Raw genomic sequence first — 14,813 nt, forward strand, 5'->3', positions numbered from 1 at the left:
CCTCGGACTTCCTTCAGACTCGCAGTCGCCCGCGAAACCCTTGCCTCTGGCTAACACTTCCCCTTGCCGGGTGTGTAGAGGACTTTCACCTCCGAGTGAGTGCGCCCTGCCGGGCGCACGAAAAAAAGGCCTCGCCACTTGCGTAGCGAGGCCGAGTCCCATGTCAAGGAGATGTCATGGAGGAGACGATTCGATCATAGGCGCAGGCCGTCGCGCGCCCAACCAATGCTTCGCCATAAGCTTATCCAGCGAGGCGGCAAGCGCGACGCAACGCAACGCGCGCCATCTGCGTTCGCCGATGCCGTCCGCGGGCGCGCCGCGGCGACGGCACCTGCCTCGCGGTTATATCGTTAGAACAAAAAGTCGCTTCGTGCGGCGCGCGGCGGTCATTAAGATGACACTTCAAAGTCCGGTTCGCCCCGGTTTCGCTGCGCGCAGCCCCGCGCCGGCGCACCGTGAGCCGCTACCGAAGGAGCATTTCGTTGACCCGTTTCGATCATCACCGCCGGCCGCTCGTCGTGGGCATTGGCGGCACGACACGCGCGGCCTCGTCGACCGAGCGTGCGCTCGGTTTCGCGCTGCGCGGCGCCGAGGCCGCCGGCGCGAAAACCCGCCTGTTCGGCGGCACCTTCCTGCATAGCCTGCCCCACTTCGCCCCTGAACAGCCTCATCGCACCGACGAACAACTCGAGCTGATCGAAGCCGTGCGCAACGCGGACGCGCTGATCATCGCCACGCCGGGTTATCACGGCGGCGTGTCCGGTCTCGTCAAGAACGCGCTCGATACGCTCGAAGAACTTCGCGCCGACGATCGCCCGTATCTGGATGGCCGCGCGGTCGGCTGCATCGTCACGGCCTATGGCTGGCAAGCCGCCGGGTCGGTGCTGACGTCGTTGCGCACCATCGTCCACGCGTTGCGCGGCTGGCCCACGCCGTTCGGCGCCGGCATCAACACGCTGGAAACGCGCTTCGACACCGCCGAATCCTGTTCCGACGCAAAGGTCGTCGAACAGCTCGCCACGGTCGGCCAGCAGGTCACGCAATCCGCGCTGGCCTTCGCCGCGCACAACGCACCGAACGTCGCCACGCCCGGCAATGTGCTGAAAGACACTCCACCTGCACGCCTGCTGCACGCGGTTTAAAACGCGGCTTAAAACGCGGTTTGCCCCCGCCTCACTGCACCATACAGCGCCGTGGATCCGCCTGGGCGGCCCGCGGCGCCCTCGTTCGTACAATCCGTGCGGCAAATAACAGACTGGCGGACCGCCGCGCACGATAGTGTCATCGAACACAGCGAATATGATCCGATCGGGGCGCCTAACTACCTCCGTGGTGATTTGCTAAAGACGAAAGATTGGTTCACCCGCTGCGCAGCGCGGCCTACGCTTGACCTGCCCGCTGACCTGCCGGCCATGTGACGCTACGGGTTGCGTCCGACGCGCCGGTCCCCTCGCAACGCACGCGGGCACACTGACAGTCAGGATCATGAATTCACATATTCGCTATAAAGGCTATGAAGTTGCGCCGGTCGCGCAGCTGATGCCCAACGGCCTCTTCGCCGCCAATCTGACCATTGAGAAAGCGTCGACGAACGACGGCAAGGCCTATTCATTCGACGCGCTCGATTATTTCTTCGACGAAGAGCACGCGCTCGCGTATGCATTCCGCTGGGGTCGCATGTGGATCGATAACCACCAGTAACGTCACGCGGTTCAATCAGCGCATTCGCGTCGAGCGCGGATGCGCGTCACCCGGCTTCGGGTTGCAGGCGCTTGTGCCAGAATAAGCGGCATACACATTCGCTGAGCCACCCCATCTCGACAAGGAGACGCCGGCCATGACATGGACCGTTGATGAACAACTCGCCCTGAGCGCAACGGAAGCTGTCGCCGCAATCCAGTCCGGCCGCCTCAAAGCCGCCGACTACATGGCCACGCTGCTCGCGCGCGCGGCCGCGCTCTCCAGTCTCAATGCACTCACCACGCTCGAGCTCGACGGCGCGCTCGCCGCCGCGCGGCGCATCGACGCGTTGCCCGCGGCGGAGAAGGCGCGATTGCCGCTCGCCGGCTTGCCCATCGTCGTGAAAGACAACATCAATACGGCAGGCTTGCAGACTTCGGCGGGCACGCCCGCGCTCGAGGGTTTCGCGCCGGCAACGAACGCGCCCTCGGTGCAGCGGCTCATCGACGCCGGCGCGATCATCCTCGGCAAGGCCAACATGCACGAGTTGGCGTTCGGCATCACCAGTACCAACTTCGCCACGCACGCCGGGCCTGTGCGCAATCCATACGATCCCACGTTGATTCCGGGCGGTTCGTCCGGCGGCACCGCGGCGGCGATCGCCGCGCGCATGGCGCCCGCGGGCCTCGGCACCGACACCGGTGGCTCGACCCGCATTCCAGCTGCGTTGACCGGAATCGCGGGGTTTCGCCCCTCGGTCGGCAACGGCGGCGCCGAGCGGCGTTATCACGATCCGGACGCGGTGGTGCCGATCAGCCATACGCGCGACACGGTCGGGCCGATGGCGCGCACCGTCGCGGATATCGCGCTGCTCGACGGCGTGATCACGGGCGCCGGCGCGTTGCCCGCCATCGCGCTTCGTGGCTTGCGCATCGGGCTGCCCGCGCCGCTTTGGGAAGGACTCGAACGGCGGGTGAACGACGTGGTGAGCGCCGCGTTGCGCCGGCTCGAAACGGAGGGCGTCGTGTTCGTGCCGGTAGCCATGAGCGAGCTGGAGGATCTGAGCGACATGGTAGGCGGTCCGCTTGCCATTCACGAGGCGCGTGACGACGTGCTCGCCTGGCTCGTCGCCAACCACGCGCCGGTCAGGACCGTTGCGGAGTTAGCGGCCCGCATCGCAAGCCCGGACGTGCGCGCCATTTACGACGACATACTCGACGACGTGCTCGGCAGCCGCTACGATGCCGCGCTGAACCAGTGGCGGTCGCGTTTACAGCAGTACATTGCCGCGACGTTCGCTGACGAGCGGCTCGACGCGCTGCTGTTTCCCACCACGCGCCTCGCCGCGGTGCCGATCGACGATTTGCGCGGTTCGTCGACGGTGTCGATCGACGGCTCGCCACCGATCGACACCATGGAAGCCTTCCTGCGCAATACCGATCCGGCCAGCACGTCCGGCATTCCCGGGCTCTCGCTGGCGGCCGGCATGACGGCGGACGGCTTGCCCGTTGGACTCGAACTGGATGGCCCGCTCGGCGAAGACCGGCGCCTGCTCGCGATTGGCCTCGCGTTCGAGCAGTTGCTCGGCGTGCTGCCGCCACCCGCGCTTTGATGTCACCCAACATTTCAACGAAGAATCCGACACCACGTGCCGATGCCCCTACTCAAGACCCATAAACAGCCGCATCCCCTGTTGCACCAAGGCGCCAGATGGGCCGCGGCGCTTGCCGTCGCGGTCGCGGCGAGCGCCTGTGCGCGCCTTGCCACGGTCGACTCCAACGCGTTATGGAAAATCGTCGATATGCGCTGCGTGCCATCGCAGCAGGCAACCGGCACGCCAGGCCAATGCACGTTCGTCGATCTCGACAAACGCTACGCAATCCTGAAGGATATAGTCGGGCGCTCACAGCACCTGTTGATTCCGACCGACCGCATCACCGGTATTGAAAGTCCGCTGGTGCTCGCACCTCATGCGCAGGACTATTGGGTCGACGCATGGGACGCGCGGCGCTACGTCGAGAAGTCGGTCAAGCGCTCGCTGCCTGACAATCAGCTTGGCCTCGAGATCAACTCGCAGTATCGCCGCACGCAGAACCAGCTGCATATTCATATCGATTGCATGCGTGGTGATATCAGCGAAGCGCTCGCGCGTCACGCGAAAGACGCGCCTGATGCGTGGCATTGGGATACGGTCGGCGGCAACCGCTACCGCATCATGCGCGTCACGACGCTCGCTGAGGCGAGCAACCCTTTCCGCCTTGTCGCGCGGGACAACAAGGATACCGATGCAATGGCCAATCAAACCATCCTTGTCACGGGTGCGGGGCCGTCCGCTGAACAGGACGGCTGGCTGGTCGTGAACAGCGGAATCGACGTGGACAACGGCAGCGGCTCGGCCGAGAACCTGCTTGACCACGCGTGCCACGTAGCGGACGCGCCTTGATGCTCCTATGCACGTTTGAGCAGATGCATTGCTGAACAAATTGGTTCTGGCAACGCCCGCGGTTCCGTAGGATCGGTCTGAATCTGTATTCCGACCGGTCCCGTTCATGGCGATTTACCTCGACGACACGCAACGCCAGACCCTCGCTCGCATGGCGGCAAGCTGGAGGGCGCGCACACAATGGCCGACATGGGTGTTGATCGCGACGATCTACGGTGGATGGTTTGGCGTGGCCCTACATGCGCGCGATCTCGGGCTGCCGCTCACCGCGATGTTGCTGGCCGTGCTCAGCGCGTGGTACATGTCCCTGCAGCACGAGCTGATTCATGGTCATCCGACCCGCTCGCCGCTCGTCAATGCGCTGCTCGGATTCGCGCCGCTCGCGGTGTGGTTTCCCTACGGCGTCTATCGTGAGTCGCATCTTCAGCATCACGACGATCCGAATCTCACGCATCCGGAGCGCGATCCCGAAAGCTACTTCGTCAGCCTTCGTGTATGGCAACGCGCGGGTTGGTCATTTCGCACGCTGTTGACGTTCCGGAATACGTTGACCGGGCGGCTGCTGATCGGGCCGGCGTTCGCTATCGCCGCGACGGGGGTGGACGCGCTGCGCAGGATCAAACGTGGTGATTGGCGCGACGTGCCGGTATGGCTCGCGCACTTCGCAGCGCTGGCCGCGCTTACGTTCTGGCTGCAGCGTGTTTGCGCGATACCGGCGTGGATTTTTATCGTTGGCGTGGGTTATGGGTCGCTGTCGCTCGGTTCGATCCGCTCGTTTCAGGAACATCGCGCGGCGCAGGCGCATGAACATCGCACCGTTGTCAACGAAGCGGCGTGGTTTTGGCGGTTGCTGTTTCTGAACAACAACTACCACGCGGTGCATCACGATCTGCCGCATGTGCCGTGGTTTGCGCTTCGGGACGTCTATGAAACATCCCGTGAGCAATATATAAGTCGCTCGGGGGGCTTCCTTGTCAAAGGCTACAGCGAATGGCTGCGACTTTATGCGTTTGCTCCGGTCGCTCATCCGGCTTATGGAAAACTGTCCGGCTTGAGCCATAGCAATCCGCTTACTTCCGGCAGTCCTGCGGGTAACTTGCGGGTGAAACGCCTGTTAGCTGTTCGCCGCGGAGAACTCCACGAAGCCGACCTTTGACCGTGCGCCAGCTTCACGAACCCCGTAGCCGGCCCCCTCTTCGCCAGGCGCGCCGGCGACGTTGAACACAGCCACCGCCTCGCGCAAGCCCGCCGCGCCGCCGGCGAGCGTTTGTGCGGCGCCGGCAACCTGCTCCACGAGTGCCGCGTTGCGCTGCGTCGCTTCATCCATTTCCGTCACGGCGCGATTGACCTGTTCGATGTCGTTCTTCTGCGCCGCGCACGCAGTAGCGATCGTGCTCATGATGCCGGTGAGCTCATGCACCGAGCGCACAAGTCCGGAGATGCTTTCGCCCGCATTCGCAACGAGACGGGACCCCGCCTCGACGTGCCCCGCCGATTCACCGACCAGCGCTCTGACCTCCTTGGCCGCATCCGCGGTACGCTGGGCCAGCGTGCGCACCTCGCCGGCCACCACGGCGAAGCCGCGTCCCTCGGCACCGGCGCGCGCCGCTTCCACCGCCGCATTGAGCGCGAGGATGTTGGTCTGAAACGCAATGCCCTCGATCACGTCGATGATCTCCGCCACACGTGCCGAGCTGCCCGTAATGTTCTCCATGGTGGAGACCACTCGCCCGACCAGCTCGCCACCCCTTCCCGCCTCCTGAGAAGCGGCGCCGGCGACGGTGCTGGCGTGCGCCGCATCGGCCGAGCTTTGCGTCACGGCAGAGGTCAGTTCGGCAATGCTGGCCGCGGCCTGTTGAAGCGCCGCAGCCTGCTCGTCGGTGCGCTGGGAAAGATCCCTGTTGCCGGTTGCGATCTCGCCCGCACGCACCGCAATCGATTCCGCCGAAGTCTTGATCTGCCCGACAATCGACAGGAGCTGCAAGCGCATCGATTCAAGCGACGCCATCAGACTGTGGCTGTCATTCGGTCGCAGCACGACCGCCACCGAGAGGTTTCCGCCCGCTATTTCGCTGGCGAGCCGCTGTGCTTCGCCCGGATCGGCACCGAGCTGCCGCTGGATGCTGCGCGTGATCAGGATTGCAGCCGCTACGCCCGCGCAGAGCGCTGCGACCACGGCGGCCACGGTGACGACAGCAAGACGCGACCACGTCGCGGCTGCGGCATCCGCCGCATCGCGCGCGCGGCCCTGCTCAAGCGCGAGCAACTGGTCCAGCGTGGACAACCATGCGACCTGCTTCGGCCGCACTTCATTCACGAGAATTTTTAGTACGGCATCCTGATCGTTGGCGAGTGCCCAGTTCATCGCCTCCTTCTCGACGAGCGGCATGGTCTGCGCCTCCTCGTCACGCAGCGCGGCGAACAGGCGGCGTTCCTCCCCGGTAGTGAGCGGCGAGGCGTCGAACAGGCGACCCAGCGCACGATAGTTTTCCGTGTAGGAAGCCTGCTGCGCCTTGATTGTCGACTGTTCCGCGGCGACATCGCTTTCATTGGTCATCACGGCCATGTTGCGGATCGCAATGGCGATACCGCTGACTGCGCCGCGCAGGTTGGTCGCGCGCATCGTTTCCGCGTCGTGGACGAGCACGATGTCGTCCAGCTTGCTGCGAATACTGGCCATGCCGGCCATGCCGACCACGGACAGGGCGACGAGCATGGCGAGCACAACGCCGAAGCCGGCTGCCAGCCGGGTAGTGATGCGGGTTTGAGTAATGGTTTTCGGCATCAAGAATGGCTCGCTTGTTGCGCCGTGTTTCATCATTGCCCCCGAGTATTCGACGACAGCACGTCGCGATGCGGTGCTGCGTCCATTGTTCTTGGCGGCTAATGCTAATGCAGGCCATACAGTGGAAATTATTGTATTTTTTATGTTTTCAGTCGTTAAGACCGACGCCCTCTGTTTTTCAGCGACATGAATCTGGAACGTGCTGAGCGGGTCCATTCGTCACTGCACCGTTTTTCAGTGCAATCTCTGATCAGCGCACCGGACAGCCAGGGAATGTATTGAAAGCGGAACATCCCCGCCGGCATTTTGTGCTGATATCCTGCGTTACAGTCCGTTCATACTGGCCCAGCGCCTTGTCGAGCACGTCGCCAGGCTCGCTCGATCGCAAGGCGGGCCATGGTGTGTCTCCTTTCATAGCGCATGGGAGTATCGTCATGCTGCGCTCGTTCGACCAACTCTGTCACCCCGCCAACCGGGACCTGCTGGTCGCCGCCAACGACGGCCACGCGGCGCTGACCGGCGGCGGCACCTATGCGATGCCGTGGCACTGGCACGACTGCCTGATGTTCATCCTGCCGAGCCACGGCGCCGTGGAGCTTCGCCACGAAGACCACCGCGCCGGCATCTGGCTGTCGCAGGATCGCTTCGCGGTGGTGCCCTCAGGGCGCGCCCATCAAACCCGCGCGGGATGCGCAACGCACACGCACGTCGCCCTCTACCTGACCTCTGACGCGCTGCAAAAGCTTGATGCGGGGGTAGGCTCGCTCAGCGAATTCCATCGGCGCACGCGCACTCCCATCCTCGTGCGCCGAACAGCCGCGATTCGCACACTGCAAGAACTCTCGCTGCAAATCGACGTAAAGACCTATGGCAGCGCGGCCACCCGTCAGGCGCTATCCTCCGCGCTGCTCATGCAGTGCATTGGCGAGGTGATTGCCGGAACGACAGAGCCGGGGAACTCGCCGGGAGCGCACGGCATGGCGCTAGTCGCCGACCTCGAAGCCTTCGTGGCCCGCCATGCCGATCAGGACATCCCGCTCGACGTGCTGGAAGAGCGCTTCGGCGTCTCCCGCCGTCACATTACGCGTCTGTTCCGCCAGGGCACCGGACTCTCGATCGGCGAGTTCCAGCAGCGCAAGCGTTACGAGAGCGCCTGCCGGCTGCTCGCCGAAACGGATTTGCCGATCGGCGAAGTGGCGTACCGCGTCGGCTTCGAAAGCGGCGCGGCCCTCGCGCGCGCGATGCGCCGCATCGGCGGCCATGCCCCCTCCGATTTGCGCACGAAAATGGCCCGCCCGGTCAAAAGGTAGGGCCCGTTCGAACGCGCGGCGCGGCGCGGATCCCCGTAATCTGACCGGATGACAACACATCCCCCGGTCAGCGGGGCTCACGCCGCCATGCCTCCAAGCCAACAAGTCGAACTCGTCAGCGTGTTTGCCGCCGGTGCCGGCGGCGGCAACCCGGCGCCTATCGTGGTCGATGCCGCCGGCATGTCCGACGCGCAAATGCAGGAGGTCGCGCGGCACTACGGCCACGAGAGCGGTTTCATCCTGCCGGCCCCGCCCGGCTCAGGCTGCGACTACGAGTTTCGCTTCTGGGTCCCGAACCACGAGATGCCGATGTGCGGCCACGTCACGGTCGGCGCAGCGTGGCTGCTCCATCAGACCGGGCGCTTGCGGCACGACCGGCTGACCGTTCAGACCCGCAGCGGTCAAGTCAGGGTACGCATCACCGGATCCACGACCGAGGGCGCCGCAATCGAGGTGTCCCAACCCGTGGGCCGCGTGGAGCCGTTGCCAGAACCCGAACTCAGCCGCGACGAGATCCTCGACGCACTCGGCATTTCCGTCGCGCAACTTGCGCCCCTGCCGATCCAGAACGCTTGCACCAGCCGGGTCAAGACGCTGATTCCCCTCGCGAGCTGTGCCGATCTCGATGCCCTTGCGCCGCGCTTCGAAAAAATCGAAGCACTGTGCGAACGGATCGGTTCGACCGGCCTCTACCCTTACGCGATCTTCGATGCCGGCCGGCAAATCTTCGACGCCCGGCAGTTTCCGCGCGCCTCGGGCTATCCGGAAGACGCGGCCACCGGAATCGCGGCCTCGGCACTATCGTTCGGTTTACTAATCAATGGCATGGTTCAAGCGTCCACGCGGACCATCACGATTCGCCAGGGACGCGCGATGAAACGCCCATCGCAAATCTCGGTGCGATTCAGCTTTGAGGCCGATGCCGAGTCCGGCGTTCCGGACGGCTGCTGGCTAGGTGGCACGGTTCGTTTCGAGGCTGAAGCCGGAGCGCCGTCATGACGATTGATCTCGCCGGAAGGCTGGCGCAGCTGGGTATGACGCTGCCGCATCCGCCGTTGCCGCGCGGCGCCTACGAGGGCACGGTGATCCATGAGGGCATCGCTTACCTCAGCGGCCAGATCAGCCGCGTGGGCGACGAGGTGATCACGGGCCCCGTCGCTCACGACACGCCGCCCGATGTGGTCCAGCGAGCTGCGCGGGCGTGCGTGACGCGCGCGCTGAACGTGCTCGCCGCAACGCTGCCGGCCACGAGCGTGATCGAACGCGTGCTGTTCCTGCGCGGCTTCGTCAATGCGGGGCCCGGCTTCGTGAACCACAGCCAGGTGATGGATGAAGTCTCGTCCCTGCTGCATGAAGTCTTCGGCGAAAGCGGGCGGCACGCAAGATCGGCGCTCGGTGTTGCAGGCCTGCCGGGCGGCGGCCTGCTCGAAATCGAACTCACTGTCGCGCTCAAGCATGAGCCTGCTCCTGCTTGCGGCCCCGATCCGCAGAAACTTGCCGGCAGACGCGGCAGCACCGGGCCATAACGACTGCCGGTGCCATAACAAGACGCCGGGCCGCTGTGAAGCAGCAGGTCCCGCACGATCACTCACCGTGGAGGAAACCATGAATCGCCGTCAACTACTGCAACTCGGCCTTGCCGCCGGGCCCGCCATTCTGTTGTCTCGCACCGCCCGGGCGGCCGAGGCCGAACTGGTCATCGGCTCCAACGTGGGCGCTCCGCCGTTCGCGTTCAAGCAGGGCGACAGCTATTCGGGCTTCGACGTCGAAGTCTGGAGCGAAGTCGCCAAGGGCCTGAACCGCAAATGGCGCCTGCAACCCATGGAGTTCGGCGCGCTGATCCCTGCGCTTCAGACTCACAACCTCGACGCGATCGTCTCGCAGCTCTTCATCAAGCCGGAGCGCCAGCAGGTCATCGATTTTTCCACGCCTTACTACAAAAGCGGCCTGATCGCGCTGACCCGCATCGACAACACCAGCATCCGCACGCCGGCCGACCTCGCCGGCAAGCACATCGGCACCGAAACAGGCACGGTCGCGGTGAGCTATATCAAGGAGCACGTCAAGGACGCGACCCTCGAACTGTTGCCCAGCATCAACAACGCACTGCTGGCGCTGGAGGCCGGCCGCACCGACGCGGTCGTCTACGACAAGCCGCAGCTGCTCTATTACGCCAACACCGCCGGCAAGGGCAAGGTCCGGGTCGTGCAGCCGCCGCTCGAAGGCCTCGACGTCGGGATTGGCTTCCAGAAGGGCAGTCCGCTGGTCGCCGCCGCCAACCTTCAGCTCGCCGCCATGCGGGCCGATGGCCGGCTCCAGGCGCTCAACCGGAAATGGTTCGGCGAGGCTGCGTCATGAGCTTCGACTGGGCGGCTGTGATTGCCGCACTGCCGGACCTGCTGCGGGGCCTGCGGCTCACTCTTCTGATCGCGCTGGCCGGGCTCGGCGGAGGCGTGGCGCTCGGCATCCTCGCGGGCGTCGCGCTGACCTACGGCGGCCGGCTGGCCGTCGCCCCGGCCCGCATCTACGTTGCCCTGATTCGCGGCACACCCATCGTGGTTCAGGTGATGTTCGTTTACTTCGCTCTACCGATAATGATGAATATCCGCATTGATGCGACCAGCGCCGCCATCATCACGCTGATCGTCAACTCCGGCGCGTACAACGCGGAGATTATCCGCGGCGCGCTCGACAGCGTGCCGGGGGGGCTGCGCGAGGCTGGTCTTGCGATGGGGCTTCCGTTTCATAAGGTGCTGGCTCGCGTGATCACCCCCATCGCCTACCGGCGCGCGCTGCCGGCCATGGGCAACCAGTTCGTCAACCTGGTCAAGGACACCTCGATTTTTCTGGTCATCGGCGTCGGCGAACTGACCCGGCGGGGGCAGGAAATCATGGCCGAAAATTTTCGGGCGGTGGAAATCTGGACTGCGGTGGCCATCATCTATCTGCTCGTGATCAGCGTGCTTGCGCTCGGTCTGCAAGCGCTCGAACGGAGAGTACGCCTGCCATGAGCATGATCGAATTCCGGCAAGCTTCAAAGCGCTTCGGCAATCACCTCGTGCTGCATCCGCTCGACCTTTCGCTCGAGCAGGGCGAAGTCACCGTGATTATCGGCCCATCCGGGTCCGGCAAATCCACGATGCTACGTTGCATCAACGGTCTCGAAACGATCAGCTCGGGCGACGTACGCGTCGACGGCGTCAGCGTGCTGGGCCCCGCACGCGACGTCCGGCGCATCAGGCTCGAGGCCGGCATGGTGTTCCAGCAGTTCAATCTGTTTCCGAACCTGACGGCCATGCAAAACGTCATGTTCGGACCGATTCACGCGCGCGGTCAAACCAGGGCAGAAGCACGCGAGATCGCCGGCGCGCTTCTGCAGAAAGTCGGCCTGTACGCGCGGATGCATCACTACCCGTCCCAGCTTTCCGGCGGTCAGCAGCAGCGCGTCGCGATCGCACGGGCGCTCGCCGTCCAGCCGAAGCTGATGCTGTTCGACGAACCGACCTCGGCACTCGACCCGGAATTGCGCCAGGAAGTCCTCAAGGTCATGCAGACGCTTGCCGGCGAAGGCATGACGATGGTCATCGTCACCCATGAAATGGGCTTTGCGCAGCGCGTCGGGTCTCGCCTCCTGTTCATGGAAGCGGGCCGCGTCATGCACGACGGCCGTCCCGCCGACATGCTGTCGGCGCCGCCAGGAGAGCGCTTCCGCGAGTTCCTGCAGCACGTTCACTAACGCCCCGGCGATTCATGATCGAACGCCCTCGGAGTCAGCAAGATGGTTGCTTCACGTTTTGAAAATGACTACGGTTTTCGCAGGGACAGCGTCCGGCACGGCAACTGGCGCGAAGCGCCCTGGAATGTCTGGGCCTTTCGCCACGTCCACGAGCTGATCCCCAGCGCGCAAATCGCGGCCACGCCCGGTCTCGCCGAAGAGCCCATGGTCGACGCTGGCGGGCTGGCCGAACGCACGCTGACCGTCGACGGCGAACGCCGAACGGTGGAGGCTGTTCTTCGCCAAACCTCGACCGACGCCATCACGGTGATGCGAGCCGGACGTTTCGTCGCCGACTTTCACGCGCCCCACTTCACCCTGCAAAGCCGCCATATCCTGTTTTCGGCGAGCAAATCGGTCGCGGGCCTGCTCGCCGGCATGCTCGTCGGCGACGGACTTCTGGACCCGGATGCCCCTGTCGCGCAATACGTGCCCGAGCTCGCGCGTTCAGCCTTCGGCGACGCCCGCGTCAGGCACGTGCTGGATATGCGCACCAGCCTCGCCTTCACCGAAGACTATCTTGATCCGAATGGCATCTATGCGCGCTACCGCCGGGCCGGCCTGCTGGATCCGCGGCGAGACGGCGAACCCGCGGAGACCGTGCTCGATTTGCTGGCCTCGCTGCCGAAAGGCGCGGGCGAGCACGGTGGCCCGTTCCACTACTGCTCCCCCAACTCCGACGTGCTCGGCCTCGTCATCGAACGGGCCTCGGGCAAGCGCTACGCCGATTTTGCTGCCACGCGCCTGTGGCAGCCGCTGGGTTTGCGACACGATGGCTGTGTGACGGTGGACATCGCCGGCACTGCACGTTCGGGCGGCGGCCTGTGCATGACGGCGCGCGATCTGGCCAGGATCGGCGAGCTGGTGCGCCTGGGCGGCACCGTCGGCGGGCGCAGGTTGATCCCGGCGGATTGGATCGAAGATACGCGATCGGGAGGCAGCGCCGAGGCATGGCGGCTGGGAAACTTCTCGGACTGGCTGCCGAACGGCAAATACCGCAACAAGTGGTATCAGACCGGCAACGCAGGCGGCGCCTTCTTCGCAATCGGCATTCATGGCCAGTGGCTCTACATCGACCCGTCACGTGAGACGGTGATCGTCAAGTTCTCGTCACAGCCGGACCCGACCAACAACGAAACCAAGCGCCTGAACCTTGCATTGTTTGATGCGATTGCAACGATGGTGTAGGGCCGCGACCGCCCGACCACGGACTTCCCCGCGAGCGCCACCTACGATGCGCATTTGCGCGGCGTCCGCTCGCAGCCAATTCACCGCCAATGCCGGTTTTCCCACAGACCGCGAACTCGTAGCTTGTCATCCTGATGTTTCAGGCGTGCAGCGGGAGATCGCTATGTCCGTATATGTCGATGAGGGGTTCAGGCCCTGTGTTACGGAATGCGCCACGGTCGCTTTCCGGGTGTGCTGCGATGACCGGGCACAGATCTTCGAAATCAGCGCCGACGCGCTCGTGACTTTTTGCGGGGCGGCGAGCAAGCGCAAGAAAGACCTGCTCGTTGCATTCGAAGACGCACAGCTGGAGATTCTGAGCGTGGCGGCCCAGCGCTGGACATTCAGACCGACCGAGTCCGTGCGGCTCGACCTCGACGAGTTCCGAATGGTCAGACATTAAATATGCCAGAATCGCTGTATGACCTGGATAGCCGCCCTGCCGATGTACAACGTCACGCCCGCGCTCGACGCCGCGTGGCGCGAGTGGCTTGGCGACGTGCTGCGCAGGGTCAAGCCGGCGTGCCGCATTGTCGAACCAGACGAAGAACTGCACGGTTTCTGGCGCCGCCCGAATCTGCTGATCTCGCAGACTTGCGGCTATCCGTTCGTGCACGGTTTGCACGAACAGGTTCAACTGATCGCAACACCGCACTTTGACGCGCCGGGCTGCGAGGGTGCGCACTATTCGAGCGTGCTGGTAACGCGGGCGGAAGCGCAATTCGATACGCTGGCGGCCTGCCAGGGCGCGCGGGCCGCCTACAATCAGGATGATTCGAATAGCGGCATGAACGTATTTCGCCACGCGGTTGCGCCGCTTTCACGCGCCGGCAGTTTTTTCAGCTCGGTATTGCGAACCGGCTCACATCTCGGCTCATTGCGAGCGGTGGCCGACGGTCGCGCGGATGTCGCCGCGATCGATTGCGTGACGTACGCCTTCATGTGTGATGAATTGCCGGAACTCGCCGGCCAGGTGCGCCCAATCGGCATGACGGCGCCGTCGCCGGGTTTGCCTTTGATCGCTTCGAGCACTGTCCCCCCAGCAACGATTCAGGCACTGCGCGAGGCGCTGGGCGAGGCGCTCACGAGCCAGCCCGAGCGTGCGAAGCGCCTGCGTTTGCAGGGCTTTTCCGTGTTGCCGCCGTCAGACTACGAACGCATCGAGCAACTCGAAAGCGAAGCGCGCGCCGCCGGTTATGCGCGCCTCGCCTGACTCACGCTCTTATTTCACGTCCAATACGAGCAGCTGAGCGCCGTCGGCAACCTGATCGCCGACTGCATACAGCACTTCCGACACCGTGCCGGCCGCGGGTGCGCCGATGGTGTGCTCCATCTTCATCGCTTCCATCACGATCAGCGGCGTGCCCTTCTCCACCACGGCGCCCGGTTCGACCAGCACCGCGATCACCTTGCCCGGCATCGGCGCGGTCAGGCGGCCCTCGCCATGCTCGGCGTCCGCCGCATGTGCCAGCAGGTTCTGCCATTCGAACGCCAGCGCCTCGCCGAGACAGAACACGTGGAACGTGTCGCCGTCCACGAACACGCGGCCCGACACACGTGTTTCGCCGATCGTCGCGCGGAATTCATGCTCGC

At 64.6% G+C, this 14,813-nt stretch carries 16 protein-coding genes; 14 read left to right on the forward strand and 2 right to left on the reverse strand.

What is annotated here, in order from left to right; translation table 11 throughout:
• Nucleotides 1–482: 482 nt before the first annotated feature.
• From A6V37_RS35825 to A6V37_RS35845, 5 genes are all read left to right on the forward strand, one after another.
• The gene (locus A6V37_RS35825; RefSeq protein ID WP_064286867.1) at nt 483–1,142 is read left to right on the forward strand and encodes an NADPH-dependent FMN reductase; all 660 of its coding nucleotides are present in this window, start codon (nt 483–485) and stop codon (nt 1,140–1,142) included.
• Nucleotides 1,143–1,485: 343 nt separating this feature from the next.
• Nucleotides 1,486–1,701 carry a hypothetical protein gene (locus A6V37_RS35830; RefSeq protein ID WP_064271381.1) on the forward strand — a complete coding sequence of 72 codons (216 nt, stop codon included), beginning with the start codon at nt 1,486–1,488 and terminating at the stop codon, nt 1,699–1,701.
• A 136-nt stretch (nt 1,702–1,837) separates the two neighbouring features.
• Nucleotides 1,838–3,292, forward strand: a complete 1,455-nt coding sequence (gene iaaH / locus A6V37_RS35835; RefSeq protein ID WP_064286868.1) for an indoleacetamide hydrolase — start codon at nt 1,838–1,840, stop codon at nt 3,290–3,292.
• 42 nt (nt 3,293–3,334) lie between these two features.
• Nucleotides 3,335–4,123 (forward strand): CDP-diacylglycerol diphosphatase, encoded by a 789-nt coding sequence (locus A6V37_RS35840; protein WP_082902882.1) that lies wholly within the window; start codon nt 3,335–3,337, stop codon nt 4,121–4,123.
• A 106-nt stretch (nt 4,124–4,229) separates the two neighbouring features.
• Complete coding sequence (locus A6V37_RS35845; RefSeq protein ID WP_064271384.1) at nt 4,230–5,279, forward strand: fatty acid desaturase; 1,050 nt, start codon at nt 4,230–4,232, stop codon at nt 5,277–5,279.
• Here A6V37_RS35845 and A6V37_RS35850 read toward each other — a convergent pair.
• On the reverse strand, nt 5,238–6,908 hold the full coding sequence (locus A6V37_RS35850; protein WP_165614485.1) for a methyl-accepting chemotaxis protein: 1,671 nt from the start codon (nt 6,906–6,908) through the stop codon (nt 5,238–5,240). The genes A6V37_RS35845 and A6V37_RS35850 overlap by 42 nt on opposite strands.
• A 434-nt stretch (nt 6,909–7,342) precedes the next feature.
• Here A6V37_RS35850 and A6V37_RS35855 point away from each other — a divergent pair, with 434 nt between their 5' ends.
• The 9 genes from A6V37_RS35855 to A6V37_RS35895 all read left to right on the forward strand — a co-directional run bounded on the left by A6V37_RS35855 (nt 7,343) and on the right by A6V37_RS35895 (nt 14,433).
• Complete coding sequence (locus A6V37_RS35855) at nt 7,343–8,218, forward strand: AraC family transcriptional regulator (RefSeq protein ID WP_064271388.1); 876 nt, start codon at nt 7,343–7,345, stop codon at nt 8,216–8,218.
• 87 nt (nt 8,219–8,305) lie between these two features.
• Nucleotides 8,306–9,217 carry a PhzF family phenazine biosynthesis protein gene (locus tag A6V37_RS35860; RefSeq protein WP_064271390.1) on the forward strand — a complete coding sequence of 304 codons (912 nt, stop codon included), beginning with the start codon at nt 8,306–8,308 and terminating at the stop codon, nt 9,215–9,217.
• Nucleotides 9,214–9,744 carry a RidA family protein gene (locus A6V37_RS35865; RefSeq protein ID WP_064271392.1) on the forward strand — a complete coding sequence of 177 codons (531 nt, stop codon included), beginning with the start codon at nt 9,214–9,216 and terminating at the stop codon, nt 9,742–9,744. Before A6V37_RS35860 ends, A6V37_RS35865 begins: the two co-directional genes overlap by 4 nt.
• A 79-nt stretch (nt 9,745–9,823) precedes the next feature.
• Nucleotides 9,824–10,576 carry a transporter substrate-binding domain-containing protein gene (locus A6V37_RS35870; RefSeq protein WP_064271394.1) on the forward strand — a complete coding sequence of 251 codons (753 nt, stop codon included), beginning with the start codon at nt 9,824–9,826 and terminating at the stop codon, nt 10,574–10,576.
• A complete protein-coding gene (gene glnP / locus A6V37_RS35875; RefSeq protein WP_064271396.1) occupies nt 10,573–11,229 on the forward strand; it encodes a glutamine ABC transporter permease GlnP in 657 nt (218 codons plus the stop codon). Before A6V37_RS35870 ends, glnP begins: the two co-directional genes overlap by 4 nt.
• A complete protein-coding gene (gene glnQ, locus A6V37_RS35880) occupies nt 11,226–11,954 on the forward strand; it encodes a glutamine ABC transporter ATP-binding protein GlnQ (protein WP_064271398.1) in 729 nt (242 codons plus the stop codon). Before glnP ends, glnQ begins: the two co-directional genes overlap by 4 nt.
• 42 nt (nt 11,955–11,996) lie before the next feature.
• Nucleotides 11,997–13,181 carry a serine hydrolase domain-containing protein gene (locus tag A6V37_RS35885; RefSeq protein WP_064271400.1) on the forward strand — a complete coding sequence of 395 codons (1,185 nt, stop codon included), beginning with the start codon at nt 11,997–11,999 and terminating at the stop codon, nt 13,179–13,181.
• Nucleotides 13,182–13,344: 163 nt separating this feature from the next.
• The gene (locus A6V37_RS35890) at nt 13,345–13,623 is read left to right on the forward strand and encodes a DUF1488 family protein (protein WP_064271401.1); all 279 of its coding nucleotides are present in this window, start codon (nt 13,345–13,347) and stop codon (nt 13,621–13,623) included.
• Nucleotides 13,624–13,641: 18 nt separating this feature from the next.
• The gene (locus A6V37_RS35895; RefSeq protein WP_064271403.1) at nt 13,642–14,433 is read left to right on the forward strand and encodes a phosphate/phosphite/phosphonate ABC transporter substrate-binding protein; all 792 of its coding nucleotides are present in this window, start codon (nt 13,642–13,644) and stop codon (nt 14,431–14,433) included.
• A gap of 9 nt (nt 14,434–14,442) precedes the next feature.
• Here A6V37_RS35895 and A6V37_RS35900 read toward each other — a convergent pair.
• Nucleotides 14,443–14,813: acyl-CoA carboxylase biotin carboxyl carrier protein subunit (locus tag A6V37_RS35900; RefSeq protein WP_341272017.1), on the reverse strand; the 371-nt coding region annotated here is incomplete at its 5' end.

Origin of the sequence: Paraburkholderia ginsengiterrae (assembly GCF_001645125.1) — a bacterium.
In the GTDB taxonomy this organism is placed as follows: Bacteria; Pseudomonadota; Gammaproteobacteria; order Burkholderiales; family Burkholderiaceae; genus Paraburkholderia; species Paraburkholderia ginsengiterrae.